At 72.8% G+C, this 19,241-nt stretch carries 17 protein-coding genes and 1 pseudogene; 9 read left to right on the top strand and 9 right to left on the bottom strand.

Annotated elements, in window-relative coordinates:
• Positions 1 to 20 precede the first annotated feature (20 nt).
• Positions 21 to 683: a hypothetical protein gene (locus tag AC07DU_RS24305; RefSeq protein WP_479113542.1), complete on the bottom strand. Its 663-nt coding sequence runs from the start codon at positions 681 to 683 to the stop codon at positions 21 to 23.
• 171 nt (positions 684 to 854) lie between these two features.
• Positions 855 to 5,444: an ATP-dependent helicase gene (locus AC07DU_RS24300; RefSeq protein WP_479113539.1), complete on the bottom strand. Its 4,590-nt coding sequence runs from the start codon at positions 5,442 to 5,444 to the stop codon at positions 855 to 857.
• A 90-nt stretch (positions 5,445 to 5,534) separates the two neighbouring features.
• Between AC07DU_RS24300 and AC07DU_RS24295 the strand changes: the two genes are divergently transcribed.
• The 3 genes from AC07DU_RS24295 (at position 5,535) to AC07DU_RS24285 (ending at position 7,486) form a co-directional block, all read left to right on the top strand.
• Positions 5,535 to 6,365 carry an AraC family transcriptional regulator gene (locus AC07DU_RS24295; RefSeq protein ID WP_360892608.1) on the top strand — a complete coding sequence of 277 codons (831 nt, stop codon included), beginning with the start codon at positions 5,535 to 5,537 and terminating at the stop codon, positions 6,363 to 6,365.
• A 99-nt stretch (positions 6,366 to 6,464) separates the two neighbouring features.
• Positions 6,465 to 7,163 carry an AzlC family ABC transporter permease gene (locus tag AC07DU_RS24290; RefSeq protein ID WP_479032494.1) on the top strand — a complete coding sequence of 233 codons (699 nt, stop codon included), beginning with the start codon at positions 6,465 to 6,467 and terminating at the stop codon, positions 7,161 to 7,163.
• 14 nt (positions 7,164 to 7,177) lie between these two features.
• Positions 7,178 to 7,486 carry an AzlD domain-containing protein gene (locus AC07DU_RS24285; RefSeq protein WP_360892673.1) on the top strand — a complete coding sequence of 103 codons (309 nt, stop codon included), beginning with the start codon at positions 7,178 to 7,180 and terminating at the stop codon, positions 7,484 to 7,486.
• Here the strand turns inward: AC07DU_RS24285 and AC07DU_RS24280 are convergent.
• The gene (locus AC07DU_RS24280) at positions 7,455 to 8,423 is read right to left on the bottom strand and encodes a prenyltransferase/squalene oxidase repeat-containing protein (RefSeq protein ID WP_479032491.1); all 969 of its coding nucleotides are present in this window, start codon (positions 8,421 to 8,423) and stop codon (positions 7,455 to 7,457) included. The two genes, AC07DU_RS24285 and AC07DU_RS24280, sit on opposite strands and share 32 nt — an antisense overlap.
• A gap of 81 nt (positions 8,424 to 8,504) precedes the next feature.
• On the opposite strand from AC07DU_RS24280, the gene AC07DU_RS24275 reads away from it, so the two are divergent.
• On the top strand, positions 8,505 to 8,699 hold the full coding sequence (locus tag AC07DU_RS24275; RefSeq protein ID WP_360892600.1) for a DUF3046 domain-containing protein: 195 nt from the start codon (positions 8,505 to 8,507) through the stop codon (positions 8,697 to 8,699).
• Between the two features lie 62 nt (positions 8,700 to 8,761).
• Positions 8,762 to 9,961 carry an AI-2E family transporter gene (locus AC07DU_RS24270; RefSeq protein ID WP_453371908.1) on the top strand — a complete coding sequence of 400 codons (1,200 nt, stop codon included), beginning with the start codon at positions 8,762 to 8,764 and terminating at the stop codon, positions 9,959 to 9,961.
• On the opposite strand, the gene AC07DU_RS24265 is transcribed toward AC07DU_RS24270, so the two are convergent.
• Together AC07DU_RS24265 and AC07DU_RS24260 are read right to left on the bottom strand one after the other, a co-directional pair.
• Positions 9,915 to 10,670 carry a Clp protease N-terminal domain-containing protein gene (locus AC07DU_RS24265; protein ID WP_479113537.1) on the bottom strand — a complete coding sequence of 252 codons (756 nt, stop codon included), beginning with the start codon at positions 10,668 to 10,670 and terminating at the stop codon, positions 9,915 to 9,917. The genes AC07DU_RS24270 and AC07DU_RS24265 overlap by 47 nt on opposite strands.
• A 93-nt stretch (positions 10,671 to 10,763) precedes the next feature.
• A complete protein-coding gene (locus AC07DU_RS24260) occupies positions 10,764 to 11,543 on the bottom strand; it encodes a hypothetical protein (RefSeq protein WP_479113535.1) in 780 nt (259 codons plus the stop codon).
• Positions 11,544 to 11,655: 112 nt separating this feature from the next.
• On the opposite strand from AC07DU_RS24260, the gene AC07DU_RS24255 reads away from it, so the two are divergent.
• From AC07DU_RS24255 to AC07DU_RS24240, 4 genes and pseudogenes are all read left to right on the top strand, one after another.
• Complete coding sequence (locus tag AC07DU_RS24255; RefSeq protein ID WP_479113533.1) at positions 11,656 to 12,276, top strand: class I SAM-dependent methyltransferase; 621 nt, start codon at positions 11,656 to 11,658, stop codon at positions 12,274 to 12,276.
• A gap of 197 nt (positions 12,277 to 12,473) precedes the next feature.
• A complete protein-coding gene (gene recA, locus AC07DU_RS24250; protein WP_360892588.1) occupies positions 12,474 to 13,589 on the top strand; it encodes a recombinase RecA in 1,116 nt (371 codons plus the stop codon).
• Between the two features lie 3 nt (positions 13,590 to 13,592).
• Entirely contained in the window at positions 13,593 to 14,147 is a 555-nt protein-coding gene (recX, locus tag AC07DU_RS24245) for a recombination regulator RecX (RefSeq protein ID WP_479032485.1), read from the top strand.
• A gap of 141 nt (positions 14,148 to 14,288) precedes the next feature.
• Positions 14,289 to 14,552, top strand: a pseudogene (locus AC07DU_RS24240) (ABC transporter permease); the annotation flags it as partial.
• Positions 14,553 to 14,575: 23 nt separating this feature from the next.
• Here AC07DU_RS24240 and AC07DU_RS24235 read toward each other — a convergent pair.
• The 4 genes from AC07DU_RS24235 to AC07DU_RS24220 all read right to left on the bottom strand — a co-directional run bounded on the left by AC07DU_RS24235 (position 14,576) and on the right by AC07DU_RS24220 (position 17,270).
• Positions 14,576 to 14,959 carry a rhodanese-like domain-containing protein gene (locus AC07DU_RS24235; RefSeq protein WP_360892582.1) on the bottom strand — a complete coding sequence of 128 codons (384 nt, stop codon included), beginning with the start codon at positions 14,957 to 14,959 and terminating at the stop codon, positions 14,576 to 14,578.
• Positions 14,956 to 15,489, bottom strand: a complete 534-nt coding sequence (locus AC07DU_RS24230) for a cupin domain-containing protein (RefSeq protein ID WP_479113530.1) — start codon at positions 15,487 to 15,489, stop codon at positions 14,956 to 14,958. Before AC07DU_RS24230 ends, AC07DU_RS24235 begins: the two co-directional genes overlap by 4 nt.
• Positions 15,490 to 15,567: 78 nt before the next feature.
• A complete protein-coding gene (locus tag AC07DU_RS24225) occupies positions 15,568 to 15,654 on the bottom strand; it encodes a putative leader peptide (RefSeq protein WP_311318651.1) in 87 nt (28 codons plus the stop codon).
• Positions 15,655 to 15,686: 32 nt separating this feature from the next.
• On the bottom strand, positions 15,687 to 17,270 hold the full coding sequence (locus AC07DU_RS24220) for an FAD-dependent monooxygenase (RefSeq protein WP_479113528.1): 1,584 nt from the start codon (positions 17,268 to 17,270) through the stop codon (positions 15,687 to 15,689).
• Positions 17,271 to 19,241 lie beyond the last annotated feature (1,971 nt).

Raw genomic sequence — 19,241 nt, 5'->3', positions numbered from 1 at the left:
GGGCCCTGAGGGGCCGCCCGTTACTTCCAGGTGAGGGGCTTGCCGTTGTTCAGGTTGTTGTAGGGGTTGCCCCAGTACTGGGCGGCGACCACCTTCGTCTGTGCGGACGGGGCCAGGGCGATGGCGCACCCGGCCTGGCTCTGGCCGTTGGTGAAGCCCTTCGGCAGCGAGTCGTCCTTGCACTTCTCGAACTTGCCGATGACCGAGACGCCCTGCGCCTCGCTGCCGTCCGGGAGCAGGCCCTTGATGTGGCCCACCGAGGAGTAGGACAGGTCGGTGGTGCCGACGTTCTTGACCGTGTAGCGGACGTAGTACGGGATCATCCCCTTGACCTTGTCGCCGAGGTTCAGCGAGTCCAGGTCGGAGGGGTTGCCCTGCTCGACCGTGGTGACGGTGAGGGCGATCGTGCCGCCCTTGTTGTTTCCGTAGTCGAACGGGACGGTGGCGGTCTCGCCGAGCTTGAACGCCTGGCCCGACTTGGCGGTGCCCGCGGCCCCGGCGGGGGCCTCGCTGCCGCCTGCCGACGGGCTGGCCGGGGCGCTGGAGGCCGCGCTCGGCGCGCCGGCGCCGGCGGACTGGCTCGGCTGCGCCGGAGCCACCTCCTCGTTGCCGTTCTTACAGCCGGTCAGGGCCAGGGTGCCGACGACGGCCAGGGCGACCGCGCCCAGGGTGGTTCCACGCATGCTGATGGTGCTCACTCTTCTGTCCCCCATGACGGTGCATCGTGTGTGTGATGCCTGTGATCATCTTGATAAGGGATGAATAAGCGCCCGTTCCAGCCCGTGGGGCCGTTGGCGACGGTCTTGTGACATGCCCAAGACATCAGCGGAACAGGTGATGCCGTTTCGTGGCCGTCAGGAGCGCAGGCGCAGGCCTCTCGGTGTGGCGTGGAAACCGGACGCCTCCAGAGCGGGCCCGAGCGGGGACGTGAGGGAGGCCGCCGCATTGATCCGCTCCACCGTCAGGGCCGGGAGGGTGCCCGCGCGGGAGGCGGCCGCCAGGGCCGTCACGGCCGCGGCCAGGCGGGGATCACCGGCCTCCGGCCAGGCCAGCAGGGTCTTGCCGCCGCGCTCCAGGTACAGGGTGAGCTCGCCGTCGACCAGCACCACCAGCGAGCCGGCCTTGCGGCCCGGCTTGTGGGTGGCCCCCGCCGGGGGCTCCGGCCAGGGCAGGGCCGCGCCGTACGCGTTCGCCGGGTCGGCGGCCGCCACGACCACCGCGGCCAGCGGCGGCGGGGTCCGCTCGGCCGCCCGGAGCCGGTCCACGGCGCCGTCCATCGCGAACTGCGCCGCGCCCAGCCCCTCGACCACATAGCCCCGCCGGGCCTGCCCGCTGTCCTCGAAGGCCGACAGGACGCGGTACACCGCGCTGAAGCCGCCTTCCACCCCCTCCGCGGCGACCGCGCCACGGGTCACCACCCCGTGCCGGTCCAGCAGGGTGCGGGCCAGGGCGTGGGCCCGGTGGGTCGGGTCGGGGGCCGGGGACGGCAGCAGCGACCAGCGTCCGGAGACCGTGGGCGGGCCCGTACGGGACGCCGTCGCGCTGAGCGTGCCGTACCGGCCCCGGGGGACCGTGCGCCGGGCCCGGTGCGCGGTGGAGCCGGCGGTGCGGCCCGAGCCCAGCAGCGCGCGCAGCGGGGCCAGGGTGTCATTGGTGAGCCGGCCGGACCAGGCCAGGTCCCACACGGCCTCGGAGAGCGCGAGGTCGGAGACCTCGGGGAACTCGGCGCGGACCGACTGCGAGATCTGCCGGAAGAACAGGCCGTACCCGCCCGCGAGGGACGCCAGGACCGCCTGGTGGAGGGGGCTCTCCTCCAGCGGGTGCGGCGGGGGCAGGAGCAGCGGGGCCGCCTCCGCCAGGTAGAGGGAGATCCATCCGTCCTTGCCCGGCAGTGCCCCGGCGCCCGCCCAGATCACCTCGCCCGTGGTGGTCAGCTCGTCCAGCAGGCCGGGGGAGTAGCCGGCCACCCGCGACGGGAGGATCAGCCGCTCCAGCGCCGAGGCCGGGACGGGGGCGCCCTGGAGCTGCTCGACCGCCCGGGCCAGGCCGTCGAGGCCGCGCAGGGCCCCGCCCAGGTGCTGCCACTGCGGGAGGAACGTGGCCAGCGCGGTCGGCGGGACCGGCTCCAGCTCCTGGCGCAGCGCGGCGAGCGAGCGGCGGCGGAGCCTGCGCAGCACCGTGGCGTCGCACCACTCCTGGCCGATGCCCGCGGGGTGGAACTCGCCCTGGACCACCCTGCCGGCCGCGGCGAGCCGGTGCAGGGCGCCCTCGGTCACCGCCGCGCCCAGGCCGAAGCGGGCGGCGGCGGTGGCCGTGGTGAACGGCCCGTGGGTGCGGGCATACCGGGCCAGCAGGTCCCCGAGGGGGTCCTTGACCGGCTCGGTGAAGGCCTCCGGGACCCCGACCGGCAGCGCCGTGCCCAGCGCGTCCCGCAGCCGGCCCGCGTCCTCGATCGCCGCCCAGTGGTCCGCGCCGCCGACCCGGACCAGGATGGCGCGGCGGGCCGCGGCGAGCTCCTGCGCCCAGCCGGGATCCGCCCCGCGCTCGACGAGCTCCCCCTCCGTGAGGGGGCCGAGCATGCGCAGCAGGTCGGCCACCGACTCGGGGTCCTTGGCCCGCCGGTCCTCCGTGAGCCACTGGAGCTCGCGCTCCAGCTCCTCCAGCACCTGCGCGTCCAGCAGCTCGCGCAGCTCGGCCTGGCCCAGCAGCTCGGCCAGCAGTCGGGAGTCCAGCGACAGCGCGGCCGCCCTGCGCTCGGCGAGGGGCGAGTCGCCCTCGTAGAGGAACTGGGCGACGTACCCGAAGAGGAGGGAACGGGCGAAGGGGGAGGGCTCCGGGGTGGTGACCTCGACCAGGCGGACGCGGCGCGCCTCGATGTCGCCCATCAGCTCGGTCAGGCCGGGCACGTCGAAGACGTCCTGGAGGCACTCGCGTACGGCTTCCAGCACGATCGGAAACGAACCGAACTCCGAAGCCACTTGCAGCAGTTGGGACGCACGCTGGCGCTGCTGCCACAAGGGGGTGCGCTTGCCCGGACTGCGGCGCGGCAGCAGCAGGGCGCGGGCCGCGCACTCGCGGAAGCGGGAGGCGAACAGCGCCGAGCCGCCGACCTGGTCGGTGACGATCTGGGTGATGTCACCGTGGTCGAAGGCGACGTCGGCCGCGCCCAGCGGGGCCTGCTCGTCGTCGAACTCGAAGGCGGGGACTCCCGAGGGGTCGTGGTCCAGGAGGTCCATGGACAGCAGGTCGGCGTCCGGCAGGCGCAGCACGATGCCGTCATCGGCATGCATCACCTGCGCGTCCATGCCGTACTTCTCGGCGAGGCGGGCGCCCAGCGCCAGCGCCCACGGGGCGTGCACCTGCGCGCCGAAGGGGGAGTGGACCACGACCCGCCAGTCGCCGAGCTCGTCGCGGAAGCGCTCCACCACGATGGTCCGGTCGTCCGGGACGTGACCGCAGGCCTCGCGCTGCTCCGCCAGATACGCCAGCACGTTCTGCGCGGCCCAGGCGTCCAGGCCCGCCGCCAGCAGGCGCAGCCGGGCGTCCTCCTCGGACAGGGCGCCCAGCTCGCGGAGGAACGCGCCCACCGCGCGGCCCAGTTCGAGCGGGCGGCCCAGCTGGTCGCCCTTCCAGAACGGCAGCCTGCCCGGCACCCCAGGGGCGGGGGTGACCAGGACGCGGTCACGGGTGATGTCCTCGATGCGCCAGGAGGTGGTGCCCAGGGTGAAGACGTCCCCGACCCGGGACTCGTACACCATCTCCTCGTCGAGCTCGCCGACCCGGCCCCCGCCCTTCTTCGGGTCCGAACCGGCCAGGAAGACACCGAAGAGCCCTCGGTCCGGGATGGTGCCGCCGGAGGTCACCGCGAGGCGCTGGGCGCCCGGCCGTCCCGTGATCGTCCCCGCCACCCGGTCCCACACCACCCGGGGCCGCAGCTCCGCGAACGCGTCCGACGGATAGCGGCCCGCCAGCATGTCCAGCACCGCCGTGAACGCGGACTCCGGCAGCGCCGCGAACGGGGCCGCCCGCCGCACCAGGGCGATCAGGTCGTCCAGCTGCCAGGTGTCCATCGCGGTCATCGCGACCAGCTGCTGCGCGAGGACGTCGAGCGGATTGGAGGGGATCCGCAGGGACTCGATCGAGCCCGTGCGCATCCGCTCGGTCACCACCGCCGCCTGCACCAGGTCGCCGCGGTACTTGGGGAAGACCACGCCCGTGGAGACGGCGCCCACCTGGTGGCCGGCGCGGCCCACCCGCTGGAGGCCGGAGGCCACCGACGGCGGGGACTCCACCTGCACCACCAGGTCCACCGCGCCCATGTCGATGCCCAGCTCCAGACTGGAGGTGGCGACCACGGCGGGCAGCCGGCCCGCCTTCAGGTCCTCCTCCACCAGCGCCCGCTGCTCCTTGGACACCGAGCCGTGGTGCGCGCGGGCCAGCAGGGGCGGCGCGCCCTGCGCGGCGCCCGACTGGGCCATGACCTGCGCCGGGGACGCCCCCTCGGGGAGCTTCTCGCCGACGGCGCGCTCGTAGGCGATCTCGTTGAGCCGGTTGCACAATCGCTCCGCGAGACGGCGGGAGTTGGCGAACACGATCGTCGAGCGGTGGGCCTGCACCAGGTCCGCGATCCGCTCCTCCACATGCGGCCAGATCGACGGCCTGTCGCCGCCCTCCTTGCCCTCGGTCGCGGGCGAGCCCCCCAACTCGCCCATGTCCTGCACCGGGACGACCACCGACAGGTCGAACTCCTTGGTGGAGGGCGGCTGGACGATCGCCACCCTGCCGCGCGGCGCGAGGTACCGGGCCACCTCGTCCACCGGCCGGACCGTCGCCGACAGCCCGATCCGGCGCGCCGGGCGGGGCAGCAGCTCGTCCAGCCGCTCCAAGGACAGGGCCAGGTGGGCGCCCCGCTTGGTCCCGGCGACCGCGTGCACCTCGTCCAGGATCACCGTCTCGACCCCGGCCAGGGCGTCGCGGGCCGCCGAGGTCAGCATCAGGAACAGCGACTCGGGCGTGGTGATGAGGATGTCCGGCGGGCGCGTGGCCAGCGCCCGGCGCTCGGCCGGCGGGGTGTCGCCGGAGCGGATCCCGACCCGGATCTCCGGCTCGGGCAGGCCCAGGCGGACGGACTCCTGGCGGATCCCGGTCAGCGGGCTGCGCAAATTGCGCTCCACGTCCACGGCCAGGGCCTTCAGGGGCGATACGTAAAGGACGCGGCAGCGCTTGCCCGGCTCGGCCGGCGGCGGGGTCGAGGCGAGCTGGTCGAGGGCGGCGAGGAAGGCCGCCAGGGTCTTGCCGGAGCCGGTGGGCGCGACGACGAGCACGTCCGAGCCCTCCGCGATGGCCCGCCAGGCGCCCTCCTGGGCGTCGGTGGGCCTGACGAAGGCCCCCGTGAACCACGAGCGGGTCGCGGGGGAGAACGAGTCGAGTGCAGCTCCTGCCATGCCCCCATCGTGCACCCGGCCACTGACAACGGGCCGGACCTGGGAAGACCTGGGGAAACGCGCGTCACGGGCGGAGCGCAGAATGGGGGGATGGGGACGGACGAGGGGCGCCGGGAGTGGGCACGGCACTGGCAGTACGCGCAACTGCCCGGGCTGGACCTGCTGCGCGCGCACTACGTACGCCACACCTTTCCCCGCCACGCCCACGACGGGTACGTCATCGCGGCCGTCACCGGGGGCATCGAGGAGGTCGGGCTCCCCGGCGGCACGGTGCGGGCCGGGCCGGACAGCGTGGTCCTGATCAACCCCGAGGTGCCGCACAGCGCGCGCGCCGGGGCCCCCGAGGGCTGGGCCTACGCCACCCTCTACCCCTCCCGTGACCTGATCGCCGAGGTCGCCGACGAGATCGCCACCCTGCGCGGCACGCCCGGCTTCACGGCCGACGTGGTCCCCGACCCGCACGGCGCGCGGACGATCACCGAGGTGCACCGGGCCGCCGAGGCCGGGAACGCGCTGGCCGCCGACACCCTGCTGCGGGGCGCGGTGGCCCGCATGCTCAGCCGGCACGCGGGCCCGCTGCCCACGCGCGCGGTCCGCGGCGCGGGCGGCGCCGACGCGGCCCGGGCCCGCGGCGTGCTGGAGGAGCGGATGGCCGACCCGCCGTCGCTGGAGCAGCTCGCGGCGGAGCTGGGCACGAGCCCCTTCGCCCTGCTGCGGGCCTTCCGCGAGCGGTACGGGATGCCGCCGCACACCTGGCTGACCGACGCCAGGGTCCGCCGGGCCCGCCGGCTGCTCGACGCGGGCACCCTGCCGGCGGAAGCCGCCGTGACCGTCGGCTTCACCGACCAGCCGCACCTGAACCGGCACTTCACCCGCATCGTGGGGGTCCCGCCGGGCGCCTACCGGCGGGAGCGGGCCTGAGGCCCGTCGAGGCCCCCGCCCCGCGCACTGGGTGCGTGCAAGAACGTACAAGACGGCCCGCCCGGCCCCGCATAGGTTCGGCGTGTGGGAGAACAGCGGATGGTCACGGAGCCAGAGACACGAGAGACGGCCGGGCGGCCCCGCGCGGCTGTCATCAGGGACGCGCTCGGAGTCGGGGTGGCCGTCGGGCTGTCCGGCTTCGCCTTCGGGGTGACCGCCGCCGGCGCCGGGATCAGTACCCTCCAGGCCTGCGTGCTGAGCCTGCTCGTCTTCACCGGGGCCTCGCAGTTCGCCCTGGTCGGGGCGCTCGCCGCGGGCGGGAACCCGTTCACCGCCGCCGCCGGGGCCTTCTTCCTCGGGACCCGCAACGCCTTCTACGGGCTGCGGCTGTCCCAGCTGCTCGCCCTGCCCCGCGCCGTACGGCCCTTCGCCGCGCACTGGGTGATCGACGAGACCACCGCCGTGGCCCTGGCGCAGGACGGCCGCAGGTCGGCCCGGCTCGGCTTCGCCGTCACCGGCCTCAGCCTGTACGTCCTGTGGAACCTCACCACCCTGCTCGGCGCGCTCGGCGCCGAGGCCATCGGGGACACCCGGGCGTGGGGGCTGGACGCCGCCGGGCCCGCCGTGTTCCTGGCCCTGCTCGCGCCCATGCTGAAGACCTCCACCGAGCGGGCCGTCGCGGCCCTGGCGCTCGTCCTCGGCCTGGGGTTCCTGCCCGTACTGCCCGCCGGGGTGCCCGTCCTGACCGCGGCCCTGGCCGCCCCCGTCGTGCTCTGGATGAAGGGACGCCGCTCGTGAACGGCATGACCGGCATGAACGTCTGGATCGCCATCGGACTCACCGTCGTCGGCTGCTACGCCGTCAAGCTCGCCGGGCTGCTCGTCCCCGCCGGGGCCCTGGAGCGGCCGGTGGTGCGCCGCCTGGCAGGCCTGCTGCCGGTGGCGCTGCTCGCCGCGCTCACCGCCCAGCAGACCTTCAGCACCGGCCACGCGCTCGTACTCGACGCCCGCGCCGCCGGGCTCGCCGCCGCCGGGACCGCGCTTCTGCTGCGGGCTCCGTTCCTGGTCGTGGTCGCGGCCGCCGTCCTCGTCACCGCGGGGGTACGGGCCCTGGGCGGCTGAGCTCCGGGGCCGGCAGGCGGCCGTAGGCCCGAAGCGTCAGCAGCGCCTCCAGGGTGGCGATCGGCCGCCGCTCCAGCGAGCTCCCCGGCGCCCAGGCCCTGCGGTGGACCGGCCACCCGCCGTCGGGCTCCTGCCGGGCAGCCAGGAAGTCCAGCGAGCGGTCCATCTCCTCGTCGGTGAACCAGCCGCGCGCCAGCGACTCGGGCCGCCGCGCGAAGTCGTACGGGAACAGCTGCTCGCCCGGCGCGCAGCCGGGAGCGGGCGGATACTCCTCGGGCCGCTCCGGATCGAGCACCGCCAGTCTCCGCTCCCGCACGAGCCGGCCCAGCCGGTCCGCGGCCGCCGCCGCCCGCGCCCGGTCGGGGACGCCGTCGAGGAAGACCACCGCGCTCTGCACCTCGTACGGATGCCAGTGGCGCAGGCTCTCGATCCGGTCCCAGCAGAAGTCCGTGGCCCGGAAGAGCCAGGCGTGCCAGACCCGGTTGCGGTGCAGTACGCCGACGACGGCGCCCGTGGTCAGCAGCTCGCCCGGCGGGTCGTCGTGCATCGGGTGGTAGGGGGCCGCGGGGTAGGCGCGCGGGGCCGGGAAGACCACCGGGAGCGCGCCGTCCGCGGTGGACATCCGGGTGAGGTGGCGGCAGAGCCGCTCGATGCGCTGGCCGGCGCAGCGGCCCAGGCTGTCCAGGACGCGCAGGGCGTGCGCGGTGTGCAGCGGCTGGCTGAGCGGACCGCGCAGATCCGGATCGAGCGCGTGGCCGTAGCCGCCGTCGTCGTTGAGGTACGAACCGAGGGCGGTGTCCACGGGGTCGGCGTCCCCGCCGAGGAAGTGGTACGCGAACCGCCGCTGCTCCAGCACGCGGGCCGTGAGCCAGATGAACTGCTCGGCGCGGGCCAGCGGCGTCGGCGGGGTGAGAGCGGAAGCTTCGTCTCCGGGCATGCGTGCAACGTAGGGGGCGGTGGTGCGGCGAGGAGGGCCGAACGCGGCCGGTGCACTCTCCCGGGGCGGGATACTGGGGGCATGCGGTTGACGATTTTCTGGGAGCGGATGGCCGAGCACTTCGGTGCGGCCTACGCCGAGTCCTTCGCGCGGGACCACGTCATGGCGGAGCTGGGCGGCCGGACCGTCTACCAGGCCCTGGACGCCGGCTGGGAGACCAAGGACGTGTGGCGCGCGGTGTGTTCGGCGATGGACGTGCCGGCCCGGCTGCGCTGAGAGCCGACCTCCCGGGAGGGCGCGCGTGCGGGCCGGACCGCCGGTGGGACACACTGGGCGGCGTGGCAGCCAGTGATGAGACGACGACCCACGCCCCGACACCCCCGCAGGCCGGGTCCGCGGGGGCCGGGAGCCCACCGCAACCGGTGGATCACGCCGGAGCCGACCCGCGGATGCCGCGCTGGCTGCCGCGCGCCGTGGTGCTGGTACTGGCCCTCGTCGCCTGCTTCCAGCTCGGAAGCTGGGCCTTCCACCAGCTGATCGGGCTGCTCGTCAACATCCTGATCGCGTTCTTCCTCGCGCTCGCGATCGAACCCGCGGTGTCCAGGATGGCGGCCCACGGCATGCGCCGCGGGCTCGCCACCTTCCTGATGTTCCTCGGGGTGTTCATCGCGGTCGCCGGCTTCCTCACCCTGCTGGGCTCGATGCTCGCCGGGCAGATCGTCGAGATGGTGGAAGGCTTCCCGCGCTACCTCGACTCGGTGATCAAGTCGGTCAACGCCACCTTCCACACCGATTTCTCCCGGCTGGACATCCAGGAGAGCCTGCTGCGCTCCGACTGGCTGCGCACGTACGTGGAGAACAGCGCGACCGGCGTGCTCGACGTGTCCGCCACGGTGCTCGGCGGCCTCTTCAAGCTGCTGACGATCGGGCTGTTCTCCTTCTACTTCGCCGCCGACGGACCGCGGCTGCGGCGCGCGCTGTGCTCCGTACTGCCGCCCTCGAAGCAGTCCGAGGTGCTGCGCGCCTGGGAGATCGCCGTGGCCAAGACGGGCGGCTACCTCTACTCGCGCGGGCTGATGGCGCTGATCTCCGGCATCGCGCACTACGTCCTGCTGGTGATCCTCGGGGTGCCGTACGCGCCCGCGCTCGCCGTGTGGGTGGGGCTGGTCTCGCAGTTCATCCCCACCATCGGCACCTATCTCGCGGGCGCGCTGCCGATGCTGATCGCCTTCACCGTCAACCCGTGGTACGCGCTGTACGTGCTGGGCTTCGTGGTCATCTACCAGCAGTTCGAGAACTACGTCCTCCAGCCGAAGCTGACCTCGAAGACCGTGGACATCCATCCGGCGGTGGCCTTCGGATCGGTCATCGCGGGCACCGCCCTGCTGGGTGCGGTCGGGGCGCTCATCGCGATCCCGGCCGTCGCCACGCTGCAGGCCTTCCTCGGCGCGTACGTGAAGCGCTACGAGCTGACGAAGGACGCGGACGCCTCTACTGCCCGCCAGCGGCGCCGAGTACGGTGGCCAAGGTGGTGGTGACGGTCGCCTCGGCGGCCTCCTTGGTCACCCCGAGGCCGCTCAGCGGGCCCTCGCCGTGCTCCAGCTCCAACAGCGCGAGCAGGATGTGCTCGGTGCCGACGAAGTCGTGACCCAGGCGCAGTGCCTCGCGGAAGGTGAGCTCCAGGGCCTTCTTCGCGGACGCGTCGAAGGGGATGAGGTCGGGGACCTCCGCGCTGGCCGGGGGCAGCACGGCGGCCACGGCGGCGCGCACCTCGTCCGCGGACACTCCCTGGGCGCGCAGGGCGATGCCCGCGATGCCTTCGGGTTCGGCCAGCAGGCCCAGGACCAGGTGCTCGGTGCGGATCTCGGTGCCGCCCGCGGCGCGGGCCTCGTTCTGGGCGGTCATGACGACGTTGCGGGCGCGGGGGGTGAACCGGCCGAAGCCCTGCTGGGGATCGAGGGCGGGGTCGCCCTCCTTGTCGGCCTTGGGGACGAAGCGCTTCTGGGCGGCCTGGCGGGTGACGCCCATGCTCTTGCCGATGTCGGTCCAGGAGGCTCCGGAGCGGCGGGCCTGGTCGACGAAGTGACCGATGAGGTGGTCGGCCACCTCGCCGAGGTGCTCGGCGGCGACGACCGCGTCGCTGAGCTGCTCCAGCGTGTCGGTGTGGACCTTCTTGATGGCCTCGATGAGGTCGTCGAGGCGTACCGGGTTGGTCATGCGAACGGGTTCCACGGAAGGGTTCGTCATGAGTGCAACCCTAGGTTGACAGTTCTCCACTGTCAACCCAAGGTTGTCACTGGGGGTGGGTAGCCGACGTCGGTCGGCGGCCCCCGGCGGCGCCTACGAGGCCGGCGCCGTGCCTCCGGCCTTCGAGAACTTCTCCCACTGGGCCGTCACCACTTCCTCCGGCACCCCGCCGAAGTCCTTCGTGTCGATGGCGTCCGACCGGAAGGAGAGCGTCACCGGCCCGGAGCGGATCACCGTCAGGTACTTGTAGAGCGAGATGTTCTGGTCCTTCACGTCCTGGACGACGATCCGGTACGCGAGCGCCTCGTCCCCGAGCGCGGGAGCCTTGACCGGCTCCACCTTGAGGATCTTCGCCTCCGCGAGCGCGCGGTCCTCGGTGTACCCGCCCGCGCACTGGCGGCCCGCCTCGGCCAGGGCCTTCATGGCCGAGGCCGCGCCCCCGTCCTTGTAGGAGCGCAGCAGGATCTCGGTCCCGACGGCCTGCCACTCGCCGGGCACGTCGGTCTTGGCGTACGCCTGGGCCGTGTGGCCCGCCTTGCCGAGGCCGGTCAGCGGCTGGCAGGCCTCGGGCCGCGCGTCGTACAGCTCGCTCATCGGCTCGTCCAGGAGCGGCTCGGAGGCCTCGTACCGCCCCGCCTTCTCGCCGGGGGCGAGCGCGAAGGCCTTGAGGCGCTCGGCGCCCGGTCCGGCCGCGGCGGATCCGGTGTTCGCGCCGGCGCTGGCGCTGGCGCTCGCGCTCGCGCTCTTGCTCGCACCGGCCGGCGCCCCGCCCTCCTTGTCGCCGCCGCAGGCCACGGCCCCCGTCAGGACGACCGCCACGCCGACCGCGACCGCCGCCGTACGGCGCGTCGTGCTGTTCCCCACCCTGTTCACGTACTGCCGTCCCCTCAGGATCTGTCGAAGCCCTGATTGTGCGGGACCGGCGGGCGCGGCGGGCGTCCGGGTGCCCGCGATGCCATGCTGGGGACGAGACACGGAGGTCGTGATGGGGTGCTACACCGACCGGGTCCTGCCGCGGATCATCAACCTCGCCTGCGGGGCCAAGACGTCGCTGCCGCTGCGGCGCCGGGTCTGCGACCGCCTGGAGGGCGAGGTCGTCGAGATCGGATTCGGCACCGGCCACAACGTCCCCTTCTACCCGCGGGACCTCACCGGTGTGGCCGCGATCGAACCCTCCGACCTCAGCTGGAGGCTGGCCCGCGACCGCGTCAGGGCCTCGCCCGTCCCGGTGCGACGGGCCGGTCTCGACGGTCAGTCGCTGCCGTTCGCGGACGACAGCTTCGACTCCGCCCTGTCCACGTGGACGCTGTGCACCATTCCGGACGCCCTGGCGGCCCTGCGCGAGGTGCGGCGCGTGCTCAAGCCCGGCGGCACCCTGCACTTCATCGAGCACGGCCTCGCACCGGAGGGCGACTGGCGGGTGCGCCGCTGGCAGCGACGGCTCGAACCGCTGAACATGCGGCTCCTCGGCGGCTGCCACCTCACCCGGTCCGCCCCGGACCTGCTGACGACCGCCGGATTCACGATCACGGCGCTCGACGTCTTCTACGACCAGGGGCCGAAGATCTGGTGCGCCGACTCCCTCGGCACCGCGCTCTCCCTCTGACGACGTGATGACGTGACGACGTGACGACCTCACGACCTGACGACGGCGCGGGCGGGCGTGGCGCGCTTGACAGGGAAATCGAACATCCATTCTGATGAGTTATCCACAGCCGGAACGGGCGTGGAGGCGCATTGTCAGTGGCAGGCATTAGCGTCAATGGCGTGAAGCGATCGACTCAAGCAAACCGGGTGGAACCCATGGCAGGCACCGACCGCGAGAAGGCTCTCGACGCCGCGCTCGCACAGATTGAACGGCAATTCGGCAAGGGTGCGGTCATGCGCCTCGGCGACAAGCCGAACGACCCCATCGAGGTCATCCCGACCGGGTCGACCGCGCTGGACATCGCGCTCGGTGTCGGCGGGCTGCCCCGCGGCCGCGTGATCGAGGTGTACGGGCCGGAGTCCTCCGGTAAGACGACCCTGACCCTGCACGCCGTGGCCAACGCGCAGAAGGCCGGCGGCACCGTCGCCTTCGTGGACGCCGAGCACGCGCTCGACCCCGAGTACGCCAAGGCCCTCGGCGTCGACACCGACAACCTCATCCTGTCGCAGCCGGACACCGGCGAGCAGGCGCTGGAGATCGTGGACATGCTCGTCCGCTCCGGCGCGCTCGACCTGATCGTCATCGACTCCGTGGCGGCCCTCGTGCCGCGCGCGGAGATCGAGGGTGAGATGGGCGACTCGCACGTGGGTCTGCAGGCCCGCCTGATGAGCCAGGCGCTGCGGAAGATCACCGGTGCGCTCAACCAGTCCAAGACCACCGCGATCTTCATCAACCAGCTCCGCGAGAAGATCGGTGTGATGTTCGGCTCGCCGGAGACCACCACCGGTGGCCGCGCGCTGAAGTTCTACGCCTCCGTCCGCCTCGACATCCGCCGTATCGAGACCCTGAAGGACGGCACGGACGCGGTCGGCAACCGCACCCGGGTCAAGGTCGTCAAGAACAAGGTCGCGCCGCCGTTCAAGCAGGCCGAGTTCGACATCCTCTACGGCCAGGGCATCAGCCGCGAGGGCGGCCTGATCGACATGGGCGTGGAGCACGGCTTCGTGCGCAAGGCCGGTGCCTGGTACACGTACGAGGGCGACCAGCTCGGCCAGGGCAAGGAGAACGCCCGTAACTTCCTGAAGGACAACCCGGATCTCGCCAACGAGATCGAGCGGAAGATCAAGGAGAAGCTGGGCGTGGGGGTCCGCAAGGACGCCGCGGCCACCGCCGAGGCAGCTGCCGACGCGACCGACACCGCGGCCGCCGCCGTGCCCGCCCCGGCGTCGAAGGCCAAGACGACGGCCAAGGCCGCCGCAGCCAAGAGCTGACCCGTGCGGGAGCAGGAGAGGGGCGGCGAGCGCCGGAGCGGCCGTGAGGCCCGCCCGGAACTGCCGCCCCAGAGCCCCGAGGAGCAGGCGCGGGCGATCTGCCTGCGCCTGCTCACCGGGAGCCCGCGCACCCGGCGCCAGCTCGCGGACGCCCTGCACAAGCGGGGCATCCCCGAGGAGGTGTCGCAGCAGGTCCTCTCCCGTTACGAGGAGGTGGGCCTGATCGACGACGCCGCCTTCGCCGGCGCCTGGGTCGAGTCCCGCCACCGCGGCCGGGGCCTGGCCCGCCGGGCGCTCGCGCAGGAGCTCCGGACCAAGGGGGTGCACGCAACCCTCGTGGAGGAGGCCCTGGAGCTGCTGGACTCGGAACAGGAGGAGCAGACCGCCCGGGAGCTCGTGGAGCGCAAGCTCCGCGCCACCCGTGGCCTGGAGCGGGACAAGCGGATCCGGCGCCTCGCCGGGATGCTCGCCCGCAAGGGATACCCGGAGGGGATGGCCCTGCGGGTGGTCCGTCGTGCGCTGGAGGCGGAGGGCGAGGACGCCGACGACCTGGGGTGACCGGGTGAGCGGTGCGGGGGAGAGGCAGCGGGTCCCGGTCCGGGGCAGGGGGTGTCCGGCACGTCGGGGTGGGGTAGCCCCCGGGTGGGGACGCCGCGGTACGCCAATGTCACCGGGCGCGCCCCGCCGCAGAGTTGCCCCATGATGCTGCGTTGCGCCCTTCGGACCGTCAGACACCGCAAGGCCGGTTTCCTCGGTGCCTTCCTCGCGCTCCTGTGCGCGGCCGCCCTCGTCACCGCCTGCGGGACGCTCCTGGAAACGGGACTGCGCGGAAGGACCGGCACCGAGCGGTACGCGGCCACGCCGGTCCTCGTCTCCGCCGACCAGAACGTCCACCAGACGACGGTCAAGGCGAAGAAGGGCAAGGCGAAGACGAAGCACAAGGCCAAGCCCGTCGCCGGGCGGGGGCGCCCCCACGCGGCCCCGTGTCAGGAAAGCGGCAGGCCGGCGGCCCTCCACGCCTGGAATCCGCCCGTCAGATCCGTCGCACGGTGGAGGCCCAGGGCGTGGAGGGAGGCCACGGCCAGGCTGGACGCGTAGCCCTCGTTGCAGATCACCACCACCTGGAGGTCGTGGCCGGTGGCCTGCGGGGCGCGGTGGCTGCCCTGGGGGTCCAGGCGCCATTCCAGTTCGTTGCGCTCGACCACCAGCGCGCCCGGGATCAGCCCGTCGCGCTCGCGCAGCGCCTGGTAGCGGATGTCCACCAGCAGGGCACCGGCCCGCGAAGCGGCGTACGCCTCCTGCGGACCGAGACGGGTGTAGCCCGCGCGGACCCGCTCCAGCAGCTCGTCGATGCCCGTCGGGGCGCTCACTGCCAGTCCGCCGGACGCTCGACGTGGACGAGGCCGAGCATCGGGCCGCTGCGGCTGAAGCGGCGGATCAGGGGGAGCGGCGGGTAGTAGGCGTGTACGGAGACCGCGTGCTCGGCCGGGGACTCGTTGAGGACCTCGTGCACGTGGTACTGCCCGAAGGCCCGCCCGGCGCCCGCCTCCAGGGTGAGGCTGCGGTCCACGCCGGCAGCCAGCTCCAGCGAGGTCCAGCCCTGCGCGGGGAGGCGTACGGCCAGGGAGCGTTCGGTCAGCCGGCCCCGGGCGGTGGCGAACGCGCCCCGCGATTCGGCGTGGTCGTGCCAGCCGGTGCCGGTCCCCGGCGGCCATCCGATCAGCCAGGCCTCGCTGCCGCCCGGCCCCTCCAGCCGGATCCAGGTGCGGCCCTCGGGGTCGAGGGGCAGGGACCCCACGATCTCCGGGTCGGCCGCCGTGCGGAGGGCGAAGTCGAGGAGTTCGGTGGCCGTGGGGCCGGCGGCGAGCACGGGCTCGGCGGTGTACGCGGGTGCAGACATGAAGGCAGACCGTCCTGGGTTCGCGGAAGTGCGCGCAGGCCGGTGACCGGCACGGGGGCGCGCGGAGGGGAGGGCGAATCAGCAGGAAGGGCGACACACGCAGCCCGCGTAGCGGAGCAGGTCCATATGGACCCTCCGCCACAGGCGCACGTCGTTGCCGGTCATTTCGCGAGTGAACCACGGACCGCGGGAGACGGTCAATCGACCACCACGGTCGGTGTCGGGGACGGCGCCGCCGCCCGGGACGCGGGCGCGCCCGCCCGGACGGCGTCCGCCGCCTCGTACAGCTCCGCGGGGCGGACCCCGGCGAAGGTCGCCGCCAAGTGCCCGTCCGGCCGGACGAGCAGCACGGTGTGCGCCGGGGCGCCCGGGTAACGGTCCGCCACCAGCAGGTCGGTACGGACCGGCAGGGCGCTGACCGCCGCCGCGAGGCGGGGCATCAGCCCGGCGCCGAGCCAGTGGCGCCGGTCCCAGACCCCGGTGCCCGGGGCGACCAGGACCACCAGCAGCCGGCCCTGCCCGAGCAGGTCGCGCAGCGGCACGGTCGAGCCGTCGGGCGCGGTCACCGGGACGTTCGCCACCGGACCGCCCGGCTGCGTGGCCGTCGGCACCTCGCGTACGGCCACCGGCGGGGCGTACGTCGGCTCCCCGCCCAGCGGCCCGCGCCCCAGGTGGCCGTCGGTGAGCAGGATCTCGGCGGAACGCGCGGCCCCGGGGAGGTAGGTGCGCAGCCCGCTCCCGGCCCGCAGCGTCGGCATCGCCTGGTCGGCCGCGCGCAGGCGGCCCGCGACGGCGGTGCGCCGCTCGCCCTCGTAGCTGTCGAGCAGGGCCTCGGAGGCGCCCTGGTGCCAGGCCAGCGACAGCTTCCACGCCAGGTTCTCGGCGTCCCGGAGGCCCTCCCCGACCCCCTGGGTGCCGAGCGCGCCCAGCAGGTGCGCGGCGTCCCCGGCGAGGAAGGCGCGGCCGTCGCGCCAGCGCCGGGCCAGACGGTGGTGCAGGGTGTACACCCCGGTGTCCAGGAGGTCGTACGGGGGAGTCGTGCCGCCGCACCACACCGCGAGGGTGTCCCGGACGAGGGTCACCAGCGCCTCGGGGGTCACCAGGTCCCCGCGCGGCGGGAGCAGCCAGTCCAGCCGCCACACCCCGTCGGGCAGAGGCCGGGAGGTGACCTCCTCGGGGCCGGACGGGGGGTTGCGGTGCAGCAAGGCCTCGCCGGGCCACGGCAGTTCGGTGCGCAGCGCGGCCACCGCGTGCCGTTCCACGGCGGTGCGGCCGGGGAAGCGGATGCCGAGCAGCTTGCGCACGGTGGAGCGGGCGCCGTCGCAGCCGACCAGGTAACTCCCGCGCCACCACGTGGTCTCGGCGCCCCGGGTGTGCGCGGTGATCCCCCGCTCGTCCTGCTCCAGGGAGTCCAGCTTGCTCTCGGTGACCAGTTGGACGAGCGGGTGCGCGGTCGCGGCGTCGCGCAGCCCCCGGGTCAGGGCGTGCTGCGGCAGGTGCAGCGGGGCCGGGTGGTCCTCGAAGGTGGTCCGCTGGGCGGGCCGGCCACGCCGCACGGTGCGCCAGGCGGCGTAGTACGCCCCCTCGTCGCGCAGCGTCGTACAGCCCAGCCGGTGCGCCATGGCCGCCGTGTCGGAGTGCAGGACGACCGAACGGGCCGGGCGGGGTTCCTCCTTGCCGGGCCCCTCGTCGAGCACGATGCAGGGCACGCCCTGGCCGGCCAGGGCGAGGGACAGGGACAGCCCGACGGGCCCCGCGCCGACGACGATCACCGGGTCCATGGCGCGGCTCCCGATGTCCGGTATGTGATCACAGAACGTATGCAACCCACTGGAGGTGCCTGCGTCAAGTGACGCCGGGTGGCGAGGTGGCAACAGGAACCATGAATTCCGAACAGGATGATACTTCCACCGCGACACGCACCGAAGCGGACCACCCAGCCGGAACGCCTCGACTGTTCCCGGCATCGTCCTCGTGGCTGTCAGCGTGAGCGTATTCGCCGGTTCGAGCGTCGGTGACCTGCGAGTGAACCTGGGGTCGGATGGCCGCCGGGCCGAGCGTGACCGCAGGAAACGGTTCGCGCATTCTAGCCACCGTTGGGCCGGAATTCCTTCTCGCTATTCAAGCCATGGTGCGGCTGAAATTCCATGGTTCGGGATCCGGTCAGTTGGACCGGAATTAATCCTTTCATATTTTCGATCCTCAAGTAAACCTCAGAAGATCGATATCCGCTTGCTCGTCCTTGGTGGGCATGGAATTGTCGTGGGTGTGCAGGGGGCGGAAGTGCCCTCGTGTGCAAGGGGGGGCGTGGCATTAATGTCGGTGCCAGAATCCCTGTGGTCTTGGTTGACACCTTAAAGTGTTTGCCGCTGAAGAAGTAGGTGAAGAAATTTGCTGAAGGGCACTCGCCTTCGTACTGCCGCCACTCCGGCGGTTGGACTGCTGCTGGCCGGTATTTTCTCGCTCGGCGCCGGGACGACCGCATCCGCTGCCGCTCTGGCGCACCCGGAAGGGTGCAAGTATGAGGTTCCCGGAAGCTGGGGAACGGTCGCCAGCTGTAGTAGTCACAATGGCGGCTCCTACCGGGCTACCGCCATTTGCAAGGAGGCGGAGTCCGGGAAAGTGGAGTGGTGGTACGGACCGTGGAAGCAGTGGGGCGTTTCCGTCGCGTATTGCCAGGGCTCCTACCGGGCCATTTCTGCGGGCGTTGAAACGTCCCCTCGCAACAACACCTGAGCAAGGTTGAATCGACTGAGAAAGGAATAGCGGCAATGAAGAAGACCTTTGCGACGCTGCTCGCTGCCACGGCGGTGGTAGGCCTCGGGCTCCAGGGCACGGCCACGGCGGCCCCCACGGGCTGGCCGGAGGGGTGTAGGAGCTTCAAAGCCCCCACGGGTAACGGCTGGACGGCCACCTGCGATAGCGGCAACGGCGGAAGGTGGAAGGCGTCCGCCAGGTGTGCGCCTTGGAGCGGTGACCCTGAAATCTCACACGATGCGGTGGCTTGGAACAGCAGCGGCTACTCCGTTGCCTTCTGCCCGCCGATGACTAGTGTCGTGGGCGGCGCCTTCTGGACCAGGTCCTACTAGGGCCGAACCGCTCGCCGGTGTCCGTCCGATGGCCGGGTAGCGTCCCACGCGGCGACCACCTGTGACTCGGCCGGCGAATGCGGCGTCCCTCCGGGCTTACCGGATGGGGACGCCGTATTCGTTTGCGCTGCCATGGGATCCAAGCCCCCGAAGGTCACGGAGCCGGTCCCTTCGCCCGCGACAACGGAGTAACCATCAGCTCAGGTGCGACGGCGTGATGTTGCTGCGGTCGCGTCGCAGCAGCGAGGTGTTCTTGAGCCTTGCGACGAGTTGACTGACGTTGGTGGGAAGCGTGGCTTGGACTGCTTGAGGTCGGCGGCGCGTTCATCATGACCTGCCCACCCTCATACGACCGCCTATGCCGGTTCTTCTCGTCTGCGGGGCAGGGATTCGGCGTCAGCCCCCAGGATTGCGGCCCTCTTGCTCAAGGAGTCCAGCCAGCTGTCGGCGACGAGCTGGACCAGCAGGTGGGCCGCCGCAAATGTGTGCAACCCACTGGAGTGCCTGCACCAGGTGACGCAGGATCCGGGCATGCGTGTGGTGGGGGGGGGGGGGGGGTTCCTGCGCCCCTCTTTCCTCTCCTTGTTTAGTAGGGGGTCAGGTAACAGGGGGGGGGGGCGCGTGTGCGAAGACGCCCCCCTCCCACCTTCTCCTTCTCTCTTT

Source organism: Streptomyces sp. NPDC045695 (assembly GCF_056432025.1).
The sequence above is the reverse complement of the archived record's forward strand: the minus strand, read 5'-3'. Positions and strand labels throughout refer to the sequence as shown.

What these genes read in the sequence shown, in the direction of transcription:
- AC07DU_RS24280 (WP_479032491.1), bottom strand. Translation starts at nt 8,423, where the DNA reads ATGCCCGGAGACGAAGCTTCCGCTCTCACCCCGCCGACGCCGCTGGCC.
- AC07DU_RS24230 (WP_479113530.1), bottom strand. Translation starts at nt 15,489, where the DNA reads ATGTCTGCACCCGCGTACACCGCCGAGCCCGTGCTCGCCGCCGGCCCC.
- AC07DU_RS24300 (WP_479113539.1), bottom strand. Translation starts at nt 5,444, where the DNA reads ATGGCAGGAGCTGCACTCGACTCGTTCTCCCCCGCGACCCGCTCGTGG.
- AC07DU_RS24220 (WP_479113528.1), bottom strand. Translation starts at nt 17,270, where the DNA reads ATGGACCCGGTGATCGTCGTCGGCGCGGGGCCCGTCGGGCTGTCCCTG.
- AC07DU_RS24290 (WP_479032494.1), top strand. Translation starts at nt 6,465, where the DNA reads ATGGTCACGGAGCCAGAGACACGAGAGACGGCCGGGCGGCCCCGCGCG.
- AC07DU_RS24275 (WP_360892600.1), top strand. Translation starts at nt 8,505, where the DNA reads ATGCGGTTGACGATTTTCTGGGAGCGGATGGCCGAGCACTTCGGTGCG.
- AC07DU_RS24255 (WP_479113533.1), top strand. Translation starts at nt 11,656, where the DNA reads ATGGGGTGCTACACCGACCGGGTCCTGCCGCGGATCATCAACCTCGCC.
- recA (WP_360892588.1), top strand. Translation starts at nt 12,474, where the DNA reads ATGGCAGGCACCGACCGCGAGAAGGCTCTCGACGCCGCGCTCGCACAG.
- AC07DU_RS24285 (WP_360892673.1), top strand. Translation starts at nt 7,178, where the DNA reads ATGAACGTCTGGATCGCCATCGGACTCACCGTCGTCGGCTGCTACGCC.
- AC07DU_RS24265 (WP_479113537.1), bottom strand. Translation starts at nt 10,670, where the DNA reads ATGACGAACCCTTCCGTGGAACCCGTTCGCATGACCAACCCGGTACGC.
- AC07DU_RS24305 (WP_479113542.1), bottom strand. Translation starts at nt 683, where the DNA reads ATGCGTGGAACCACCCTGGGCGCGGTCGCCCTGGCCGTCGTCGGCACC.
- AC07DU_RS24225 (WP_311318651.1), bottom strand. Translation starts at nt 15,654, where the DNA reads ATGACCGGCAACGACGTGCGCCTGTGGCGGAGGGTCCATATGGACCTG.
- AC07DU_RS24295 (WP_360892608.1), top strand. Translation starts at nt 5,535, where the DNA reads ATGGGGACGGACGAGGGGCGCCGGGAGTGGGCACGGCACTGGCAGTAC.